General features: G+C 64.2%; 13 protein-coding genes. 7 read left to right on the top strand and 6 right to left on the bottom strand.

Annotated elements, in window-relative coordinates:
• Window positions 1-88 precede the first annotated feature (88 nt).
• Window positions 89-1,204, bottom strand: coding sequence for a THUMP domain-containing class I SAM-dependent RNA methyltransferase (locus PVV74_RS16385; protein ID WP_274593961.1), 1,116 nt, complete (start codon window positions 1,202-1,204; stop codon window positions 89-91).
• On the bottom strand, window positions 1,201-2,370 hold the full coding sequence (locus tag PVV74_RS16380) for a lytic murein transglycosylase (protein WP_274593960.1): 1,170 nt from the start codon (window positions 2,368-2,370) through the stop codon (window positions 1,201-1,203). The genes PVV74_RS16385 and PVV74_RS16380 overlap by 4 nt, the downstream gene beginning before the upstream one ends.
• Before the next feature lie 352 nt (window positions 2,371-2,722).
• On the opposite strand from PVV74_RS16380, the gene PVV74_RS16375 reads away from it, so the two are divergent.
• The gene (locus tag PVV74_RS16375) at window positions 2,723-3,100 is read left to right on the top strand and encodes a response regulator (protein ID WP_274593959.1); all 378 of its coding nucleotides are present in this window, start codon (window positions 2,723-2,725) and stop codon (window positions 3,098-3,100) included.
• Here the strand turns inward: PVV74_RS16375 and PVV74_RS16370 are convergent.
• Window positions 3,082-4,326 carry a bifunctional alpha/beta hydrolase/OsmC family protein gene (locus tag PVV74_RS16370; RefSeq protein ID WP_274593958.1) on the bottom strand — a complete coding sequence of 415 codons (1,245 nt, stop codon included), beginning with the start codon at window positions 4,324-4,326 and terminating at the stop codon, window positions 3,082-3,084. The genes PVV74_RS16375 and PVV74_RS16370 overlap by 19 nt on opposite strands.
• A 229-nt stretch (window positions 4,327-4,555) precedes the next feature.
• On the opposite strand from PVV74_RS16370, the gene PVV74_RS16365 reads away from it, so the two are divergent.
• Complete coding sequence (locus PVV74_RS16365) at window positions 4,556-5,104, top strand: hypothetical protein (protein WP_274593957.1); 549 nt, start codon at window positions 4,556-4,558, stop codon at window positions 5,102-5,104.
• Between the two features lie 2 nt (window positions 5,105-5,106).
• The gene (locus PVV74_RS16360; RefSeq protein WP_274593956.1) at window positions 5,107-6,195 is read left to right on the top strand and encodes a FlgO family outer membrane protein; all 1,089 of its coding nucleotides are present in this window, start codon (window positions 5,107-5,109) and stop codon (window positions 6,193-6,195) included.
• Between the two features lie 6 nt (window positions 6,196-6,201).
• On the opposite strand, the gene dddP is transcribed toward PVV74_RS16360, so the two are convergent.
• A complete protein-coding gene (dddP, locus tag PVV74_RS16355) occupies window positions 6,202-7,545 on the bottom strand; it encodes a dimethylsulfonioproprionate lyase DddP (RefSeq protein ID WP_274593955.1) in 1,344 nt (447 codons plus the stop codon).
• Between the two features lie 183 nt (window positions 7,546-7,728).
• Here dddP and PVV74_RS16350 point away from each other — a divergent pair, with 183 nt between their 5' ends.
• Entirely contained in the window at window positions 7,729-8,943 is a 1,215-nt protein-coding gene (locus PVV74_RS16350) for a glycerophosphodiester phosphodiesterase family protein (RefSeq protein ID WP_274593954.1), read from the top strand.
• Window positions 8,944-9,018: 75 nt separating this feature from the next.
• On the opposite strand, the gene hemE is transcribed toward PVV74_RS16350, so the two are convergent.
• On the bottom strand, window positions 9,019-10,053 hold the full coding sequence (gene hemE, locus PVV74_RS16345; RefSeq protein ID WP_274593953.1) for a uroporphyrinogen decarboxylase: 1,035 nt from the start codon (window positions 10,051-10,053) through the stop codon (window positions 9,019-9,021).
• A gap of 93 nt (window positions 10,054-10,146) precedes the next feature.
• On the opposite strand from hemE, the gene hemC reads away from it, so the two are divergent.
• Together hemC and PVV74_RS16335 are read left to right on the top strand one after the other, a co-directional pair.
• The gene (hemC, locus tag PVV74_RS16340) at window positions 10,147-11,094 is read left to right on the top strand and encodes a hydroxymethylbilane synthase (RefSeq protein ID WP_274593952.1); all 948 of its coding nucleotides are present in this window, start codon (window positions 10,147-10,149) and stop codon (window positions 11,092-11,094) included.
• A 184-nt stretch (window positions 11,095-11,278) separates the two neighbouring features.
• Entirely contained in the window at window positions 11,279-11,830 is a 552-nt protein-coding gene (locus PVV74_RS16335; protein ID WP_103764718.1) for a hypothetical protein, read from the top strand.
• 96 nt (window positions 11,831-11,926) lie between these two features.
• On the opposite strand, the gene PVV74_RS16330 is transcribed toward PVV74_RS16335, so the two are convergent.
• Window positions 11,927-12,610, bottom strand: a complete 684-nt coding sequence (locus PVV74_RS16330) for a FadR/GntR family transcriptional regulator (RefSeq protein ID WP_245890564.1) — start codon at window positions 12,608-12,610, stop codon at window positions 11,927-11,929.
• Between the two features lie 226 nt (window positions 12,611-12,836).
• Here PVV74_RS16330 and PVV74_RS16325 point away from each other — a divergent pair, with 226 nt between their 5' ends.
• Window positions 12,837-14,306 (top strand): glutamine synthetase family protein, encoded by a 1,470-nt coding sequence (locus tag PVV74_RS16325; RefSeq protein ID WP_170067267.1) that lies wholly within the window; start codon window positions 12,837-12,839, stop codon window positions 14,304-14,306.
• Window positions 14,307-14,381 lie beyond the last annotated feature (75 nt).

Below are 14,381 nucleotides of genomic sequence, written 5' to 3'. Positions count from 1 at the left end.
GATAGACTGGAAGACATTCAGGTATGCGTAATATGATGCGCTTTTCTTACCAAAAAGTAAAGCCGAGCGCGCGACCTTGGTTAGCGCCTTACGGCAGCGGTCCGGTCTGCCAGAGCGTGATGCGCAGGCCGCCATGGGCGACGGGCGGGCCGGGGTCGGTGAAGGGCAGGCCGGTGGCGTTGGCAAGGCTGGCGTCGGTGCTCACGAGGCCGACGCGCCAGCCTGCGAGCCGTTCCGCGAGGGTCTTGCCGAGGGCGCCATAGAGGCCGAAGAGCTGTTTGCGCTCGCCGATGCGGGTGCCGTAGGGCGGGTTCACCATGACGAGGCCGGGTGGACCGTCGGGGCGTTGGAGATCACTGAAGGCATGGTGCGAGATCGTGACCCGGTCGCCGAGGCCGGCGGTGTCGGCGTTGGCCCGCGCGCCGGTGACGGCGCCCGCATCACGGTCGCTGCCGTGGAAGCGGAGGGTGGTTTCGGTGTCAGTTTGGCCGCTTTTCAAGTCCTGCCATGCGCTTGCATCGAAATTGGCGAAACGCTCGAAGGCGAAGTCCCTGTCACGGCCCGGGGCGTGGCCGAGGGCGATTCCCGCGGCCTCCAGCAGGAAGGTGCCGGAACCGCACATCAGGTCCAGCACCGGCTCGGTGCCGGTGTAGCCGCATTGGCGCAGGAAAAGCGCGGCAAGGGTCTCGCGCATGGGGGCCTTGCCGACGAAGGGTTTCTGGCCGCGGCGGTGGAGTGGCTCGCCCGAGGTGTCGAGGCTGAGCAGGCACTGGTTATCCTCTATCCGCAGCTGGACGCGCACGGGGTCGTCGCCTTCGAGCGGCGCGCCGGTGACCTCGTGGATGGCGCGGGCGACGCGTTCGGCGGCGGCGCCTTGGTGGTAGATCTTTGATTTGCGGGTCGTGGCCTCGACCGTGATCGGCACGTCGGGGCGGAGGAGACCCGCCCAGCCGACTTCGCGCGAGCGGGTTTCGAGCTGGTCGAGATGCATCGCCTGAAAGCGGGCGACGCGGGCCAGGACCCGGCCCGCACCGCGCAGGGCGAGGTTGGCGCGCCAGACGTCCGGCCAGTGGCCGCGAAAGCGGACACCGCCGGGGGTGGCCTTGGGCTTGGCGAACCCGGCTGCCTGCGCCTCGTCCTTGAGGGTGAGTTCGAGACCGGGCGGGGCGGTGAGAAAGATCTCGAACGCGCGGCGTGGCATCATAGGGCGTTCAGAAGCGCGGGCGTGGGCCAGGCGTCGGCGGGCATGCCGAGTTCCTGCTGCACGTCCTGCACGGCGGCGCGGGTACCGGAGCCGAGGATGCCGTCGACCCCGCCCACGTCATAGCCGCGTGCGGCGAGCTTTTCCTGCAAGCGCTTCATCTGATCGCCCGAAAGGCCCGGATCGGGGTTGCCCGCGTCGAAGACCGGCGCGCCTTCCAGACGGTTGGCGAAATAGGCGGCGGTCAGGACGTAGGTGTAGCTTTGGTTCCATTCGAAATAGACGTTGAAATTGGGGTAGGCGAGAAAGGCCGGACCTTTGCGCCCCTCGGGCAGGAGAATGTTCGCGGGCAGGTCGCCGCGGATCTGGCCATGGCGGGGGGTAACCCCCATGGCGGCCCATTCGGAGGCGGGCAGCGTCGTGCGCAGGCCCGTCTTGGACCAGTCGAAGTTGTCGGGCACGTCGATTTCCTGCAACCAAGGCTCGCCCGCGCGCCAGCCGAGATGTTGCAGCATCTTGCCGCCCGACATCAGCGCGTCGGGGGCGGAGGTCTTGAGGTTGACCTCGCCGTCGCCGTCAGCGTCGACGCCGTTGTCGATGATATCCTGCGGCAGCATTTGGACCATGCCGATTTCCCCGGCCCAGGCGCCGGTGGTTCCGATGGGGTCGAAATTGCCCATCTCGTAGAGTCCCAGGGCGGCAAAGACCTGAGGCCGGAAAAGCTCGGGCCGGCGGCAATCATGCGACAGGGTGACCAGCGCGTTGAGCGTGTTGTAATCCCCTTGAAAGCCGCCGTAGTCGGTCTCGAACGCCCAGAAGGCCAGTAGCACGCCGCGCGGCACACCGTACTCGGCCTCGATCCGGTCGAAGACGGCATCGAACTGCTGCGACTTGGCGCGGCCGGTGTTGAGCCTGTTCGCGCTGATCAGGCGGCGGGCAAAGTCGGTGAAGGGTTTCTGGAAAACACCCTGGCGACGGTCGGCCTGCAGGACGCTTTGGTCCTGGCGCACCGAGGCGAAAAAGCTGTTCACGCTGTCGGGCGCGTGGCCGCGGGCAATCGCCTCTTGCCGCAGCGCGTCGACGAAACCGGAAAACGAGCCGCCGCAACTTTGACCATAGGCGGTGGTGGCGGTGCAGAGCGACAGGGCGAGGGCGAGGCAGCGGATCATTCAGTACTTCCTTTTCCGGGTGAGAGTGCAGCAGCGGATTGGCCTTGGCCAGTCCGGAAAACCTGTATTCGGGCATTGTGTTATTCAATATCGGAGGGGCAACGCCCCCGGGGCGTCGGGGTTTCATCTGCCGGGTTCGCGCTAGGCGACGTCGAACTGGACGACTTGATGGAGTCTGGTGTACCGTTTCTTGTGCACTGAGTGTCCGGCGGAGCCTGGACTGACGTCACGTAAGGTGTTAAGTCCTTATATCGTTTTCTTTTTCCAGAACTAACTGATCATATTCAGCGTTTATCTAGACATGCAGACCGAGGTGCTGTGCGTGCTGGGTTAAAGTACGGAAGTCGTTTGAGTGAGAAAGAGCCAACTGAACGTTCTGATCGTGGAGAGCGACGTGTCGCTCGGCCAGCTGTGGCAGCGTCACCTGGAACGGCAAGGCTTGCGCGTGCGACTGGAGCATGATCAGGCCGGGGCGATAGAGGCGCTGGACTTGCGGCCCTTCGACCTGATCGTGCTGAACCTGCTGTTGACGCGCAGCAGTTCTTTTTCCATCGCGGACGCGGCCGAGGCGCGTCATCCCGGTATCCCGATCCTGTTCGTCACGAATACCTCGTTTTTTTCGGACGGGTCGGTTTTTGGATATTGCGCCAATGCCCGGGCTTACGTGAATGCCGCGACGCCGCCGGAAGACCTGACGGCGATGGTGGAGCACTACGCCCGCTCGGGCTGAGGCCTGGTGTCCGGGTCGGCCAGCCGGGTTTCGATCTTCGACGCGTTTTCCAGCGTCCGGTGCACGGGGCATTTGTCCGCAATCTCGAGCAGGCGCTGGCGCTGGTCGTCGCTGAGATCCCCCTTGAGGCGGATGGTGCGAATGAAGCTGTCGATCTTGGCCGGGCTGCTGCCATCGGCATCTTGGGCATGGACCTTGTCATGGGTGACGTCGACCGAGACATGATCCAGCGGCCAGCCTTTGCGACGGGCATACATGCGAATGGTCATCGACGTGCAGGCGCCGAGACCCGAGGCGAGAAAGCCGTAGGGGCTCATGCCGCGGTCGGTGCCGCCATAGGCCTCTGGCTCGTCGGCGCGGACATGGTGATGTGGTCCCGCATGTATGTCCTGCAGAAAGCCGTCTGGGTTCACTTCGCAGACACGCACGACGCCTTCGGGCGCGCCGGGGGGCGGCGCGGGGCGCTTGAGGTCGAGATAGCGTTGTGCCCAGGCGGCGATGACCCCGGCGGCGTACTCGGCATCGCCGGGATCGGTGATCAGGTGGTCGGCGCTGTCGAGGGTGACGAAGCTCTTGGGATGCTTCGCGGCCTTGAAAATCTCGGTGGCGTTGTCGATGCCGACGGTTTCGTCAAGCGGGGCGTGCAGCACGAGAAGCGCGCGCTTGAGGCCGGCAATGCGTGGAGCGAGGTTTTCGGCGCGGACATCCTCGACGAATTTCTGGCCGATGCGGATGGGGCGGCCGCCCAGTTCGACTTCGACGGCGCCGTCGGCCGCGATTTTTTCGAGCGCGCCGTCGAAATTGTGGGTGACGTGGCCGGGATCGAAGGGCGCGGCGATGGTGGCCACGGCGCGGGCGCTGTCGATACTCGACGCGGCCGCCAGAACGGCGGCGCCGCCGAGCGAGTGGCCGATCAGCAGGCTGGGAGGCATGTCGCGGGCCGCCAGCGCGTTGGCGGCCAACACGAGATCCTCGACATTCGAGGTGAAAGACGTGTTCTCGAACTCGCCTTCGGAATGGCCCAACCCAGTGAAATCGAAGCGCAGCACGGCGATCCCGGCCCCCACCAGCCGAGCCGCGATCCGGCGTGCGGCGGGAATGTCCTTGGAGCAGGTGAAGCAATGCGCAAAGAGCGCGGTGGCCATGTGCGGGCCTTCGGGCAGGTCGAGCCGGGCGGCGAGCTCATGCCCGTCATGGCCTTTGAAAGTGAAGCGTTCGCTTGGCATGGGTGGTCCTTTCGGTTGCCTTCAAGATGGCAGTTCGGATCGCATGCGTAAGGAGTGTTTCACGGTCGTCTCGGGATTGTGAGGCGCCTGCGCGGACGGTCAGCATCCCGGGGCGGCCGAGTTTCAGATTTGTCCCGTGACAGCCTTCCCGTCATTCTGCGCGGAATCGTTGATGGGCTGGGAGCGCTGTGCAATGGTGGGCGCATTGTCGTCAAATAATAACAGTCGCATGTCCACAAATTCCTTCATGGCCAAGTCGGTCATCCTTGTGAGTGCCCTTGTGGGTGGGGTCGTCGGCTTGTTTGAACTCAGCGACAGACTCATGGTCGCGACCGAAGAGGATGGCGAGGTCACCACCCAGTCAATCACGGGCGCTCTGGACAACAGTCAGACGGGCGCCACGGGGGGCGAGAGCGGCGGGGGGCAAGCGGCATCCGTTGAATCCCGCGACGCGCCCACGCGCAGCGTTCTGGAGCGCGAGTTGGCCACGCGGATCGAACAGCAGCTACAGAGATACGACTGCGCCGGTGTCGCAGTGGAGCAGGTCACGGCAACGGCGCTTGTGGTGCCTGACGAAGAGACGACCCACGGTTTCGAGGGCCATACGCTGGAAGCTGCGGTGGTTCTGGCCGGGTCCGATGGACCGGAGCGAATGCGTCTGGTCGGGTCGGGAAAGGGCCCGACGGGGGCAATCGGCGCCACCGACATGGCCCTGCGCGGCTTTGAGGAGCAGGTGACGCAGACCGGAATTTTCAAGGCGAATTGCAAGGGGAAGTGAAAATGGGGTTGAAACAAGTGGCGACTGCCTGCCTTCTGTCGGGTCTGACCGGGATGGCGGGTCTAGCGGGGACTGCGGAGGCGGCCTCGTCCGTGGACGAAAGCCTGGACGAGATCGCGGGCCAGATCGTGGAGCGGACGCGCACGGACGGAACGGCGACCATCGGCATTTCGACCTTCACGCACAGTGACGGCACCTGTTCCGATCTGTCGAATTACGTGAGCGAGTTCGTGGTGGACAGCCTGTTCAATGCGGGCGAGGGCAAGATCGACATCATCGAGCGGTCGCAGCTGAGCGCGATTTTCCGGGAGATGGAGTTGGTGTTCGACGGGACCATCGCACCGGATGCCGCGAAGCGGTTGGGCGAGATCGAGGGGGTTGACGCGCTGGTGACCGGCTCGCTGATACAGTTCGGCGAACAGGTGAAGGTGCAGGCACGCATGATCGGCACACAGGACGGCCGGCTGTTTGCCACCGCGAGGTCGGAGTTTCCCAGCGTGGGCAGTGTGGCCGAGATGATGGCGAAGCGCAGCCGCACGGCCTGCGGGTTCTCCGAGACGGCGGACGGCGCTGAAGCGGCGCCGACAACACAGGTTGTCGTGGTCGAGGGCGGCGGACAGCCGAGCGGGCAGGGTCAGAGCCTTGTGGAACCCTCGCGCAGATACGCGTCGGATGTCTACGACGCCGAGGTATCGACCCTCGTCTATTCGAAATCCTCGGGCGATACGACATTCGCGATGCGCTTCAAAAACACGACGGAGAAAACGATCGCGCTTGCCTATATGCCGAAATCGATATCCGTCGCGGATGGCCGTGGCGGCTTCCTGACACCCTCAAGCAATTGGTCTGGCCTGAGGACGTGCTACAGCGAAAGCGCCCTGCAATACTGCAATTCGAGCGATCCGAAATATGCGACCGTGCTGCCCCCCGGGAAAGCGGCGCAGCTCAACTTTCAGATGCGGGGTGAAAAGGATGTTGAAGACCCGAAATTCACCTTGGCGCTGGAACTCGTGGTGACACCCGATGTCGATGACAAGGAAAGCTACACAGTGCAGTCGCTTGGGTTCTACGACATGCCGCCGGACAGTTGAGCGCGGTCAGGAGAGACCCATCAGAGCGGGGTCGAAGGGGTACTTCGTCAGGTTTTCAAAGCCCGTCTCGGTGATCAACACCTGGTCTTCGAGCTTGATCGAGAAATCGCCGCCAACCTCGCCCACCAGCGCCTCGACGCAGAGGGTCATGCCGGGTTCCAGCGGGTAGTCGAAGGCGCCGGGCACGGCCTGGTCGGGATAGGCGACGAGGGGCCATTCGTCGCAAAGGCCGACGCCGTGCATGAGGCAGCCATATTTCTGCGCCTGGTATCGGTCGTCAAGCACGTGGGTGCCGGCGGTGAGTTCGGGGATCGTGACGCCGGGTTTGAGCATTTCCATGTTGGTCATGATGTGCTCATGCGCGTGCTGCATGGCGTAGATCATGTCGGGGCGCGGTTTGGCGTCACCGATCCACCAGCTGCGCGAGATGTCGACGCAGATGCCGTAGCTGCCGACGAGATCGGTGTCGAACGAGATGATCTCGTTCATCTGGGTGATGCGCGGGCCGCATTCCTGGAACCACGGGTTGGAGCGGGGGCCTGAGGCGAGCAGGCGGGTTTCGATCCATTCGCCGCCGCGGCGGATGTTCTCGGCGTGCAGGACCGACCAGATATCGTCTTCGCTGGTGCTGCCCAAGGGCACGTTGAGGCGCGCGAAGCGCTCCATTTCGGTCACCGCGACCTCGCAGGCGTGGGAGGCGCAGCGCATGGCGAGGATCTCGTCGGGGCTTTTGACGGCGCGGCACTTTTCCGTCAGTTCCTCGCCTTCCATGATCTCGAAGCCCTGAGCCTCGAGCGCGCGGAGGCCGTGGAGCATGATCTTGTCCACCGCGAGGCGTTTGTTCCCCGGGGCGTGCTCGGCCAAGAGCGCGCGCACTTCGTTCGAGAAGGTATCGGCGGCCACGTCCACCTTGTCGCCGCGGTCGAAGTAGAACAGATCGGCGCCGGAGCGTTGTTCGCGCACCAGCGGGTTGAACGTGCTGAGGAAAGGTGAGTTCTTGTAGTCCCACATCACCATGTAGCCGTCAGCGCAGACCAGCAGGGCGCGGAACGGGTTGTGTGTGTTCCAGAGCTGCATGTTCGTCGAGTCGGTGGCGTAGCGGATGTTCAGCGGATCGAAGACCAGCAGCCCGGCATAATCGCGGTCCTGGACGAAGCGGGTCAGGCGTTCCCAGCGGTAGCGGCGCATGGCTTGCAGATCGGGGAGTTGAAGATCTGCCGCCTCCCACTCGCGGAAGGCCAGTTGGGTCGGGCCGATCTCGATCCGGTCGGCGTCGTTGGGGGTGTTGTCGCCCAGAACGGGCCCTCGGGTGGGGTCGATCTTGCGTGTGTCGCGGAAATGGATGTTCATCGTCGGGCTCTTCGAGTCTGGTTCAAGATTGGGCGCCCGAGCCGCGATTTGCTCGACGGAATGCGACATCGGGAATGTCGGAACTGCGCCGGCGCGTCACAAAGGTTTTGCGAAACCGTCACGATCTTTTTGGAAGAGCAGGGATACTCCCGGGCGATGAAAACACGTCATGGGAGATCGAGAATGATCCGTTTCACATTCGCCGCGTTGCCTATTGCCATTGCCGGGTTGGCGACGCCGCTGGCCGCCGAAGAGGTCGGGTACGGGCCGCGCCCGGGCTACCTGATCGACCGGATGGCCGAAGGACCGTTGAAGGAGAAGCTGGCCGGGTGCATGGGCCAGACGCCGGCGCGGTCGGATTTTTCTATCGGACACCGGGGGGCGCCGCTGCTCTTTCCGGAACATACGGTTGAATCCAACAAGGCAGCGGCGCGGATGGGTGCGGGCATCCTGGAGTGCGACGTGACCTTCACCAAGGATCATGAACTGGTCTGCCGCCACGCGCAGAACGATCTGCACACGACGACCGATATCCTGGCGTCGGACCTGGCGGGGACTTGCGTGACCCCGTTCAGCCCCGCCGATGGCGAGACGGACGCGACGGCGGAATGCCGGGCCTCGGAAGTCACGCTGGCCGAGTTTCGCACGCTGACCGGCAAGATGGATGCGGCGGACACGTCGGCCACGACGGTCGAGGGGTACATGGACGGCACCGCCAGTTGGCGCACCGATCTTTACGCGGTCGCGGGCGGAACGCTGATGACCCATGCCGAGTCGATCGCGCTGTTCCGAGACCTGGGCGCGAAATTCACGCCCGAGCTGAAGAGCCCGGCGGTGGAGATGCCGCATGACGGGTTCAGCCAGGAGGATTATGCGCAGAAGATGATCGACGAGTACAAGGCGGCGGGCGTGCCGGCCTCGGACGTTTGGCCGCAAAGTTTCAACCTGGACGATGTGCTTTACTGGATCGAGAACGAGCCGGAGTTCGGTGCGCAGGCGGTGTACCTGGACGGCCGGTATGACATGGAGGGGTTCGACTACATGGACCCGGCGACGTTCGAGCCGTCGATGCAGGAACTGGCGGATCAGGGCGTCAATTACATCGCGCCGCCGATGTGGATGCTGGTGACGCTGGAGGGCGACGAGATCGTGCCGTCTCCCTATGCCACGGCGGCCAGCGAGGCCGGGCTGAACATCATCACCTGGACGCTGGAACGCTCTGGCCCGCTGACCGGCGGTGGCGGTTGGTACTTCCAGTCGGTGGCGGACACGATCGACACCGATGCGGATTATTTCACCATGCTGCAGGCGCTGCATGACAAGGTCGGCGTGGTCGGTGTGTTCAGCGACTGGCCCGCGACGGTGACCTATTACGCGAATTGCATGGGGCTGGACTGAGCCACGCCAGAGCCGCCCGGTGCGTGTGCGTCGGGCGGGTTTTCTTTGAGTATTTTGGAACGATGAAAGGCGCGGTCAGGTGCTGCGGACCGTATCGATCATCAGTTGCACGTTGTCGGGGTCGGCGTCGGGCGTGATGCCGTGCCCGAGGTTGAAGATGTGCGGGCCGCCGCGGAACGCCTCGACCACTTGGCGCGTCTCGCGCACCAGGGCGTCGCCGCCGGTGACCATGTGCGACGAGGCGAGGTTGCCCTGCACGCAGCCGTCCTTTTGCACGTGTTCCGCGGCCCATTCGGGGCTGACCGAATTGTCGATAGCCACGCAATCGGCGCCGGTCTTTTCATGGAAACCGATATAGCCGTCGCCGGCCTCGCGCGGGAACGCGATGACCGGGATGCCGGGGTGCTTTTCCTTGAGCGCGGAGATGATGCGCTTGGTCGGCGCCACGGCGAAATCTTCGAAGTCTTGGCCCTTGAGCGATCCGGCCCAGCTGTCGAAGACCTTGACCACCTCGGCGCCGGCGTCGATCTGGGCCGACAGGTAATGGGTCGTGGCCTCTGTGATGCGCTGCATCAGCGCCTCGAACAGGGGGCGGTTTTCGGATTTGAGCGCGTGGGCGGGGCCCTGGTCGGGCGTGCCGCGGCCGGCGATCATGTAGGTGGCGACGGTCCAGGGCGCGCCGGCGAAGCCGATGAGCGTGGTCTCGGGCGGCAGGGCGCCGGAGAGATTGCGGACGGTCTGGTAGATCGGGTTGAGCGTCTCGTGCACCTCGTCCGCTGGGCCGAGCTTGTCGAAATCGGCCTGCTGGGTGATGGTCGACAGGCGTGGGCCCTCGCCGGTGACGAACCACAGATCGGCGCCGAGGGCCTGTGGGACCAAGAGGATATCGGCAAAAAGGATCGCCCCGTCAAAGCCGTAGCGGCGGATCGGTTGCAGCGTGACCTCGGTTGCGAGGTCGGGGTTGTAGCAGAGCGACAGGAAATCCCCAGCCTGTTCGCGCGTCGCGCGATACTCGGGTAGATACCGCCCGGCCTGGCGCATCATCCAGATCGGCGGCGTTGCCTGCGTCTCGCCGGCGAGGGCCTTGAGGATGGTTTTTTGTGACGCCATGTCCGGTCTCCCTTTTGCGAGTTTGGTCCCCTTTGAGCCTTGGAAAGTCAACCAAAACTTGTCAGCCCAGATTTACACGTCTAGACCGTCTGCATGACTGTGACCATGCCCACCCCCGCCGCGCCGTTGAAGATCGGTACACGAGGTTCCCCGCTTGCGCTGGCGCAGGCGAACGAGACGCGCGACCGTCTGGCCGACGCCTTTGACCTGCCGCACGAGGCGTTCCAGATCGTCGTCATCAAGACAACCGGCGACCGGGTGATCGACCGGCCGCTGAAAGAGATCGGCGGCAAGGGGCTGTTCACCCGCGAGATCGAGGAGGCGATGCTGTCGGGCGAGATCGACCTCGCCGTTCACTCGATGAAGGACATGCCTGTGTTGCAGCCCGAGGGGCTGATGCTGGACACCTACCTGCCGCGCGAGGATGTGCGCGATGCGTTCGTGTCGCCGCGCTACGAGGGGCTGGCGGGGCTGCCCGAGGGCGCCAAGGTGGGCACGTCGAGCCTGCGGCGCAAGGCGCAGGTGCTGGTGAAATTTCCGCATCTTGAGGTGGTGGAGTTTCGCGGTAACGTTCAGACAAGATTGAAGAAACTGGATGACGGCGTGGCGGAATGCACGTTTCTCGCCATGGCCGGGCTGAACCGTCTTGGGCAGCCCGAGGTGGCGGTCGGTGCGGTGGATACCGAGGACATGCTGCCCGCCGTGGCGCAGGGGGCCATCGGGATCGAGCGGCGTGCGGATGACAGCCGCGCGGCCGAGATGCTGGCGGCGATCCATGACGTCGAGACGGGCAAGCGGCTGGCGGCGGAACGGGCGTTTCTTGCGGCGCTGGACGGGTCGTGCGAGACGCCGATTGCCGGGCTGGCGGAGTTGCAGGGCGACACGATCCGGCTGCGCGGCGAAGTGCTGCGGCCCGATGGCAGCGAGAGCCTCAGCGACGAGGGCGAGGCGCCGGTCGAGGACGGGGCCAAGCTGGGCGACGCGCTGGCGCGCGGATTGCTGGAGCGCGCGGGGCCGGGATTTTTCGACTGGCGCGAGTAAAAAGGTTAACGGCCTTGTTTGGCTGATTTGGGACGTCGGTATCGCGTCGGTATCCGGGTGGTATCGCGGCGGTGGGGGCGTCGGCAGATCGGGTCGTTAATGCGGCGTGCGGTGGTAAGCGTGGGTTGTCACCCACCCTACGTGCAGGATTGACGGAACTCGGGACGCGGGGCATCGTCGATGGATGCGGATCGAGGACAAGACCGACACCACCCTGACCCTGGTGGATGACCAGAAGGACAAGAAGCTGGGCCTGACGCTGGCTGGCGTGTTCGTGGCCGGCATGAGCCTCTTCATGGCGTGGGAGGGGTTTCCCGAGTTGCTGTTGCCGGGAGCGGTGCTGATCGTCGGGATGGTGGTCTACTGGAAGCGCAGCAAGATGCGGTCTGTGCTGGTCTTCGACCGGGCGGCGGACCGGGTGCATCTGACGGTGACGGACCGCAAGGGTGCCAAGGAATGGGAGTGGCGGTTGAGCGACGTCGAAACCGCCGTGATCGGCACGGTGGGCGCCCAGGGCACGGATAGCGGGATCGACCGGCCACATTTGCTCTTGAAGGATGGGACCTACGTGCCGATGCGGCCCTATCACGCGGCGGGCAGCCAGAGCTGGCACGCGGTGGCGGCGGTCAAGCTGTTCCTGGGGCAGGAGCTGGAGGATGCGCCGGTGGGGTGGTTGCCGCCGGAGGAGTTCGACCGGCTCTTCGGGGACGAGATGGCGCGGCTTTACAAGAAGTAGCGGGCGTCGCGGCGCGTGGGGTTTCACCCACCCTACGCGGGTAGCGGTGGGCAGTCCCTTCGCGTCAAGAGGTCCTGGGTCAGGCCCGGGACGGCTTCACGTCTCGGAGGCGCGGGTGAGGGACAGGCGGGCGGTTTCCAGGTGTTCCTTCATGATGGTCGCGGCGCGTTCGGGTTCGCGGGCGCGCAGGGCCTCGAGAATCTGGCGGTGTTGCCGGTTGTAGGTGTTGATGGTCGGCTCATCCAGCGTCAGGCGGCGCATGCGGGTCCAGTCGTCCTGGCCGCGGACGCTGCCGATCTGGGTAAGGATCCACACTAGGAGACCGTTGCGGGTGCTGTCGGCGATGGCGCGGTGAAACTGCGTATCGGCCTCGGAAAACGCGGCGGGGTCGTCGACGCTGGCCTCCATCTGCTCGCAGAGCTCTTCCATCCGGTCGAAATCGGCGTGGCGGCCGTGCAGGACCGACAGGCGGCAGCTGTGCGGCTCGAGCGCGAATCGGGCATCCATCAATTCCAGGGGTGTAGCGTTGTCGATGGCGCTGGCCGCGGCTGTCTCGGTCTTGTGCATGACATAGGTGCCGCTGCCTGGCCGGATCTCGACAAAACCTTCGGATTCCAATTGCATGAGCGCCTTGCGCACGGTGCCGCGGGCGGCGCCGTATGTCTCGGACAGCACCCGTTCGGGTGGCAGGCGGTCATGCTGTTGCAGCGTGCCCTTGGATATTTCGCGCCGGATGAGGCCGGCGATATCCGCCGCGCCCATTCTTTGTGCGTCGCTCACTGTGATTCCTCCGTTAACTGGACCAATTATATACCATATAGCGGCTATTTCCAGCAGAATCTGCATGTTTGGATCAAATTCGGTTGACTTTTGGATTGAGCCTCGGAATCGTGAAGGTGCTGGGCGGCATCGCGATGCCTGCTCATGCCACCTAAAATACCAGCCGCTTCTTGGGTCCAGACACAAGCAAGGCGGCGCAACATCAGGGAGCTAAACCGTGGCTGAAATGGATCTTGAGAAATTTGTCGAGGCCCCCGGGCGCGACGAGAAAATCAAAGAAGTCCGCAAGATGATCGATGCGAAAGGCATCGAGTACCTTTATCTGCAATTCGTGTCGGTGACCGGCAAGATCATGGGCAAGGGCATTCCTGCCGATCACTGGGAAACCGTCGCGAAGAAGGGCTTTCAGCTGGTCTATGGCGCCACGGTGAACCTGTTCACCAACCGCGCGGGCGAGTACCTGGGCTATGGCCCGGAAGCGGCCGAGCTGGTGGGCATTCCGGAACCTGAAACCTTCATGCAGTTGCCCTGGGCGCCGACGATCGGCCGCTTCTACTGCACGCTGTTCCGCAACCGCGAGGAAAAGGAAAATCCGGGTGGGTTCCTGACCAGCGATTGCCGGGGCAACCTGCGCCGGATGCACGAAGACTTCAAAAAGAAGCATGGCCGGAGCCTGCGGATCGGGACCGAACCCGAGATGATGTGGCTGAAGTTCGACGAGAACGGCAAGCCGCGCGACGGCTATTCCAAGCCCTATTGCTATCACATCGACCAGTTCGAAAGCCTGCGCCCGGTGTCGATGCAGGTGATCAAGTATGCCCGCATGATGGGCTTGGACATGATCCAGGGCGACCACGAGGACGCACCCGGCCAGCTGGAGCTGAACTGGATGTTCGACGACGTGCTGCGCAATGCGGACCGTCTGACCACGTATCGCCAGATCTGTGCGCAGGTGGCGCGCGAGAACGGGATTTTCGCCTGCTTCATGACGAAGCCGTTCATGGGCGTGTCGGCGAGCGGCTGTCACCACAACATGAGCCTGTGGCGCGGCGGCGAGGACGAGTTCGTCAAGTGCGGCAACGATCCCAAGGATCTGCCGGGCATGAAAGAGAACTACATGTACGTCAAGGGCGGCGACAACACGTTCATGCCCGATGACGACGACCCGCAGATGCCCGGCAAGGAAGGCCTGGAGGCGATCGGCGGCGTGGTGCATCACCTGCAGGCGCTGACCGCCGTGGGCTGTTCGACGGTGAACTCCTACCGTCGTCTGTGGGACACGGGTTTCTGGGCGCCGGTCTTTGCCGACTGGGGGTTCCAGAACCGCACGACGGGCCTACGCGTTTCGGCGCCGGGACGGTTCGAGTACCGCTCGGTCGACAGCATGGTGAACCCGTACCTGATGGGCACGACCCTGCTGGCGGCGATGGACGACGGCATCGACAACAAGTTGGATCCGGGCGAGCCGGAGGAGCGCAACATCTACGCCGCGATCGAGGCCGGCAAGCAGGTGAAGAAGCTGCCGATGTCGCTTGGCGAGGCGCTGGACTTCCTCAAGAAGGACGAAGTGGTGCAGCGCGGGATGCCCGGCGAGATGTACCGCCTGTTCGACGAGTACAAGCACGACGAATATGCCCGGTTCATGTCCACCGTGACGGATTGGGACAAGGACACGTACATGGAATGCCTGCCCTGAGGCATCCCATGCGTCTGGCGGCGGGTTGAGGAGCCCGCCGCCGATCTAACGACTATGCAACCCAGAGGAGGCGTT

The organism is Roseovarius sp. SK2 (assembly GCF_028807495.1).
Taxonomy (GTDB): Bacteria; Pseudomonadota; Alphaproteobacteria; order Rhodobacterales; family Rhodobacteraceae; genus Roseovarius; species Roseovarius confluentis.
Note: the sequence above shows the minus strand (reverse complement) of the source record. Positions and strands in the feature narration are given on the sequence as shown.

Bases quoted from the DNA above. Each gene is read 5' to 3' on its own strand.
- PVV74_RS16385 (WP_274593961.1), bottom strand. From the start codon at position 1,204: ATGATGCCACGCCGCGCGTTCGAGATCTTTCTCACCGCCCCGCCCGGT.
- PVV74_RS16380 (WP_274593960.1), bottom strand. From the start codon at position 2,370: ATGATCCGCTGCCTCGCCCTCGCCCTGTCGCTCTGCACCGCCACCACC.
- PVV74_RS16370 (WP_274593958.1), bottom strand. From the start codon at position 4,326: ATGCCAAGCGAACGCTTCACTTTCAAAGGCCATGACGGGCATGAGCTC.
- PVV74_RS16365 (WP_274593957.1), top strand. From the start codon at position 4,556: ATGTCCACAAATTCCTTCATGGCCAAGTCGGTCATCCTTGTGAGTGCC.
- PVV74_RS16360 (WP_274593956.1), top strand. From the start codon at position 5,107: ATGGGGTTGAAACAAGTGGCGACTGCCTGCCTTCTGTCGGGTCTGACC.
- dddP (WP_274593955.1), bottom strand. From the start codon at position 7,545: ATGAACATCCATTTCCGCGACACACGCAAGATCGACCCCACCCGAGGG.
- PVV74_RS16350 (WP_274593954.1), top strand. From the start codon at position 7,729: ATGATCCGTTTCACATTCGCCGCGTTGCCTATTGCCATTGCCGGGTTG.
- hemE (WP_274593953.1), bottom strand. From the start codon at position 10,053: ATGGCGTCACAAAAAACCATCCTCAAGGCCCTCGCCGGCGAGACGCAG.
- hemC (WP_274593952.1), top strand. From the start codon at position 10,147: ATGACTGTGACCATGCCCACCCCCGCCGCGCCGTTGAAGATCGGTACA.
- PVV74_RS16335 (WP_103764718.1), top strand. From the start codon at position 11,279: ATGCGGATCGAGGACAAGACCGACACCACCCTGACCCTGGTGGATGAC.
- PVV74_RS16325 (WP_170067267.1), top strand. From the start codon at position 12,837: ATGGATCTTGAGAAATTTGTCGAGGCCCCCGGGCGCGACGAGAAAATC.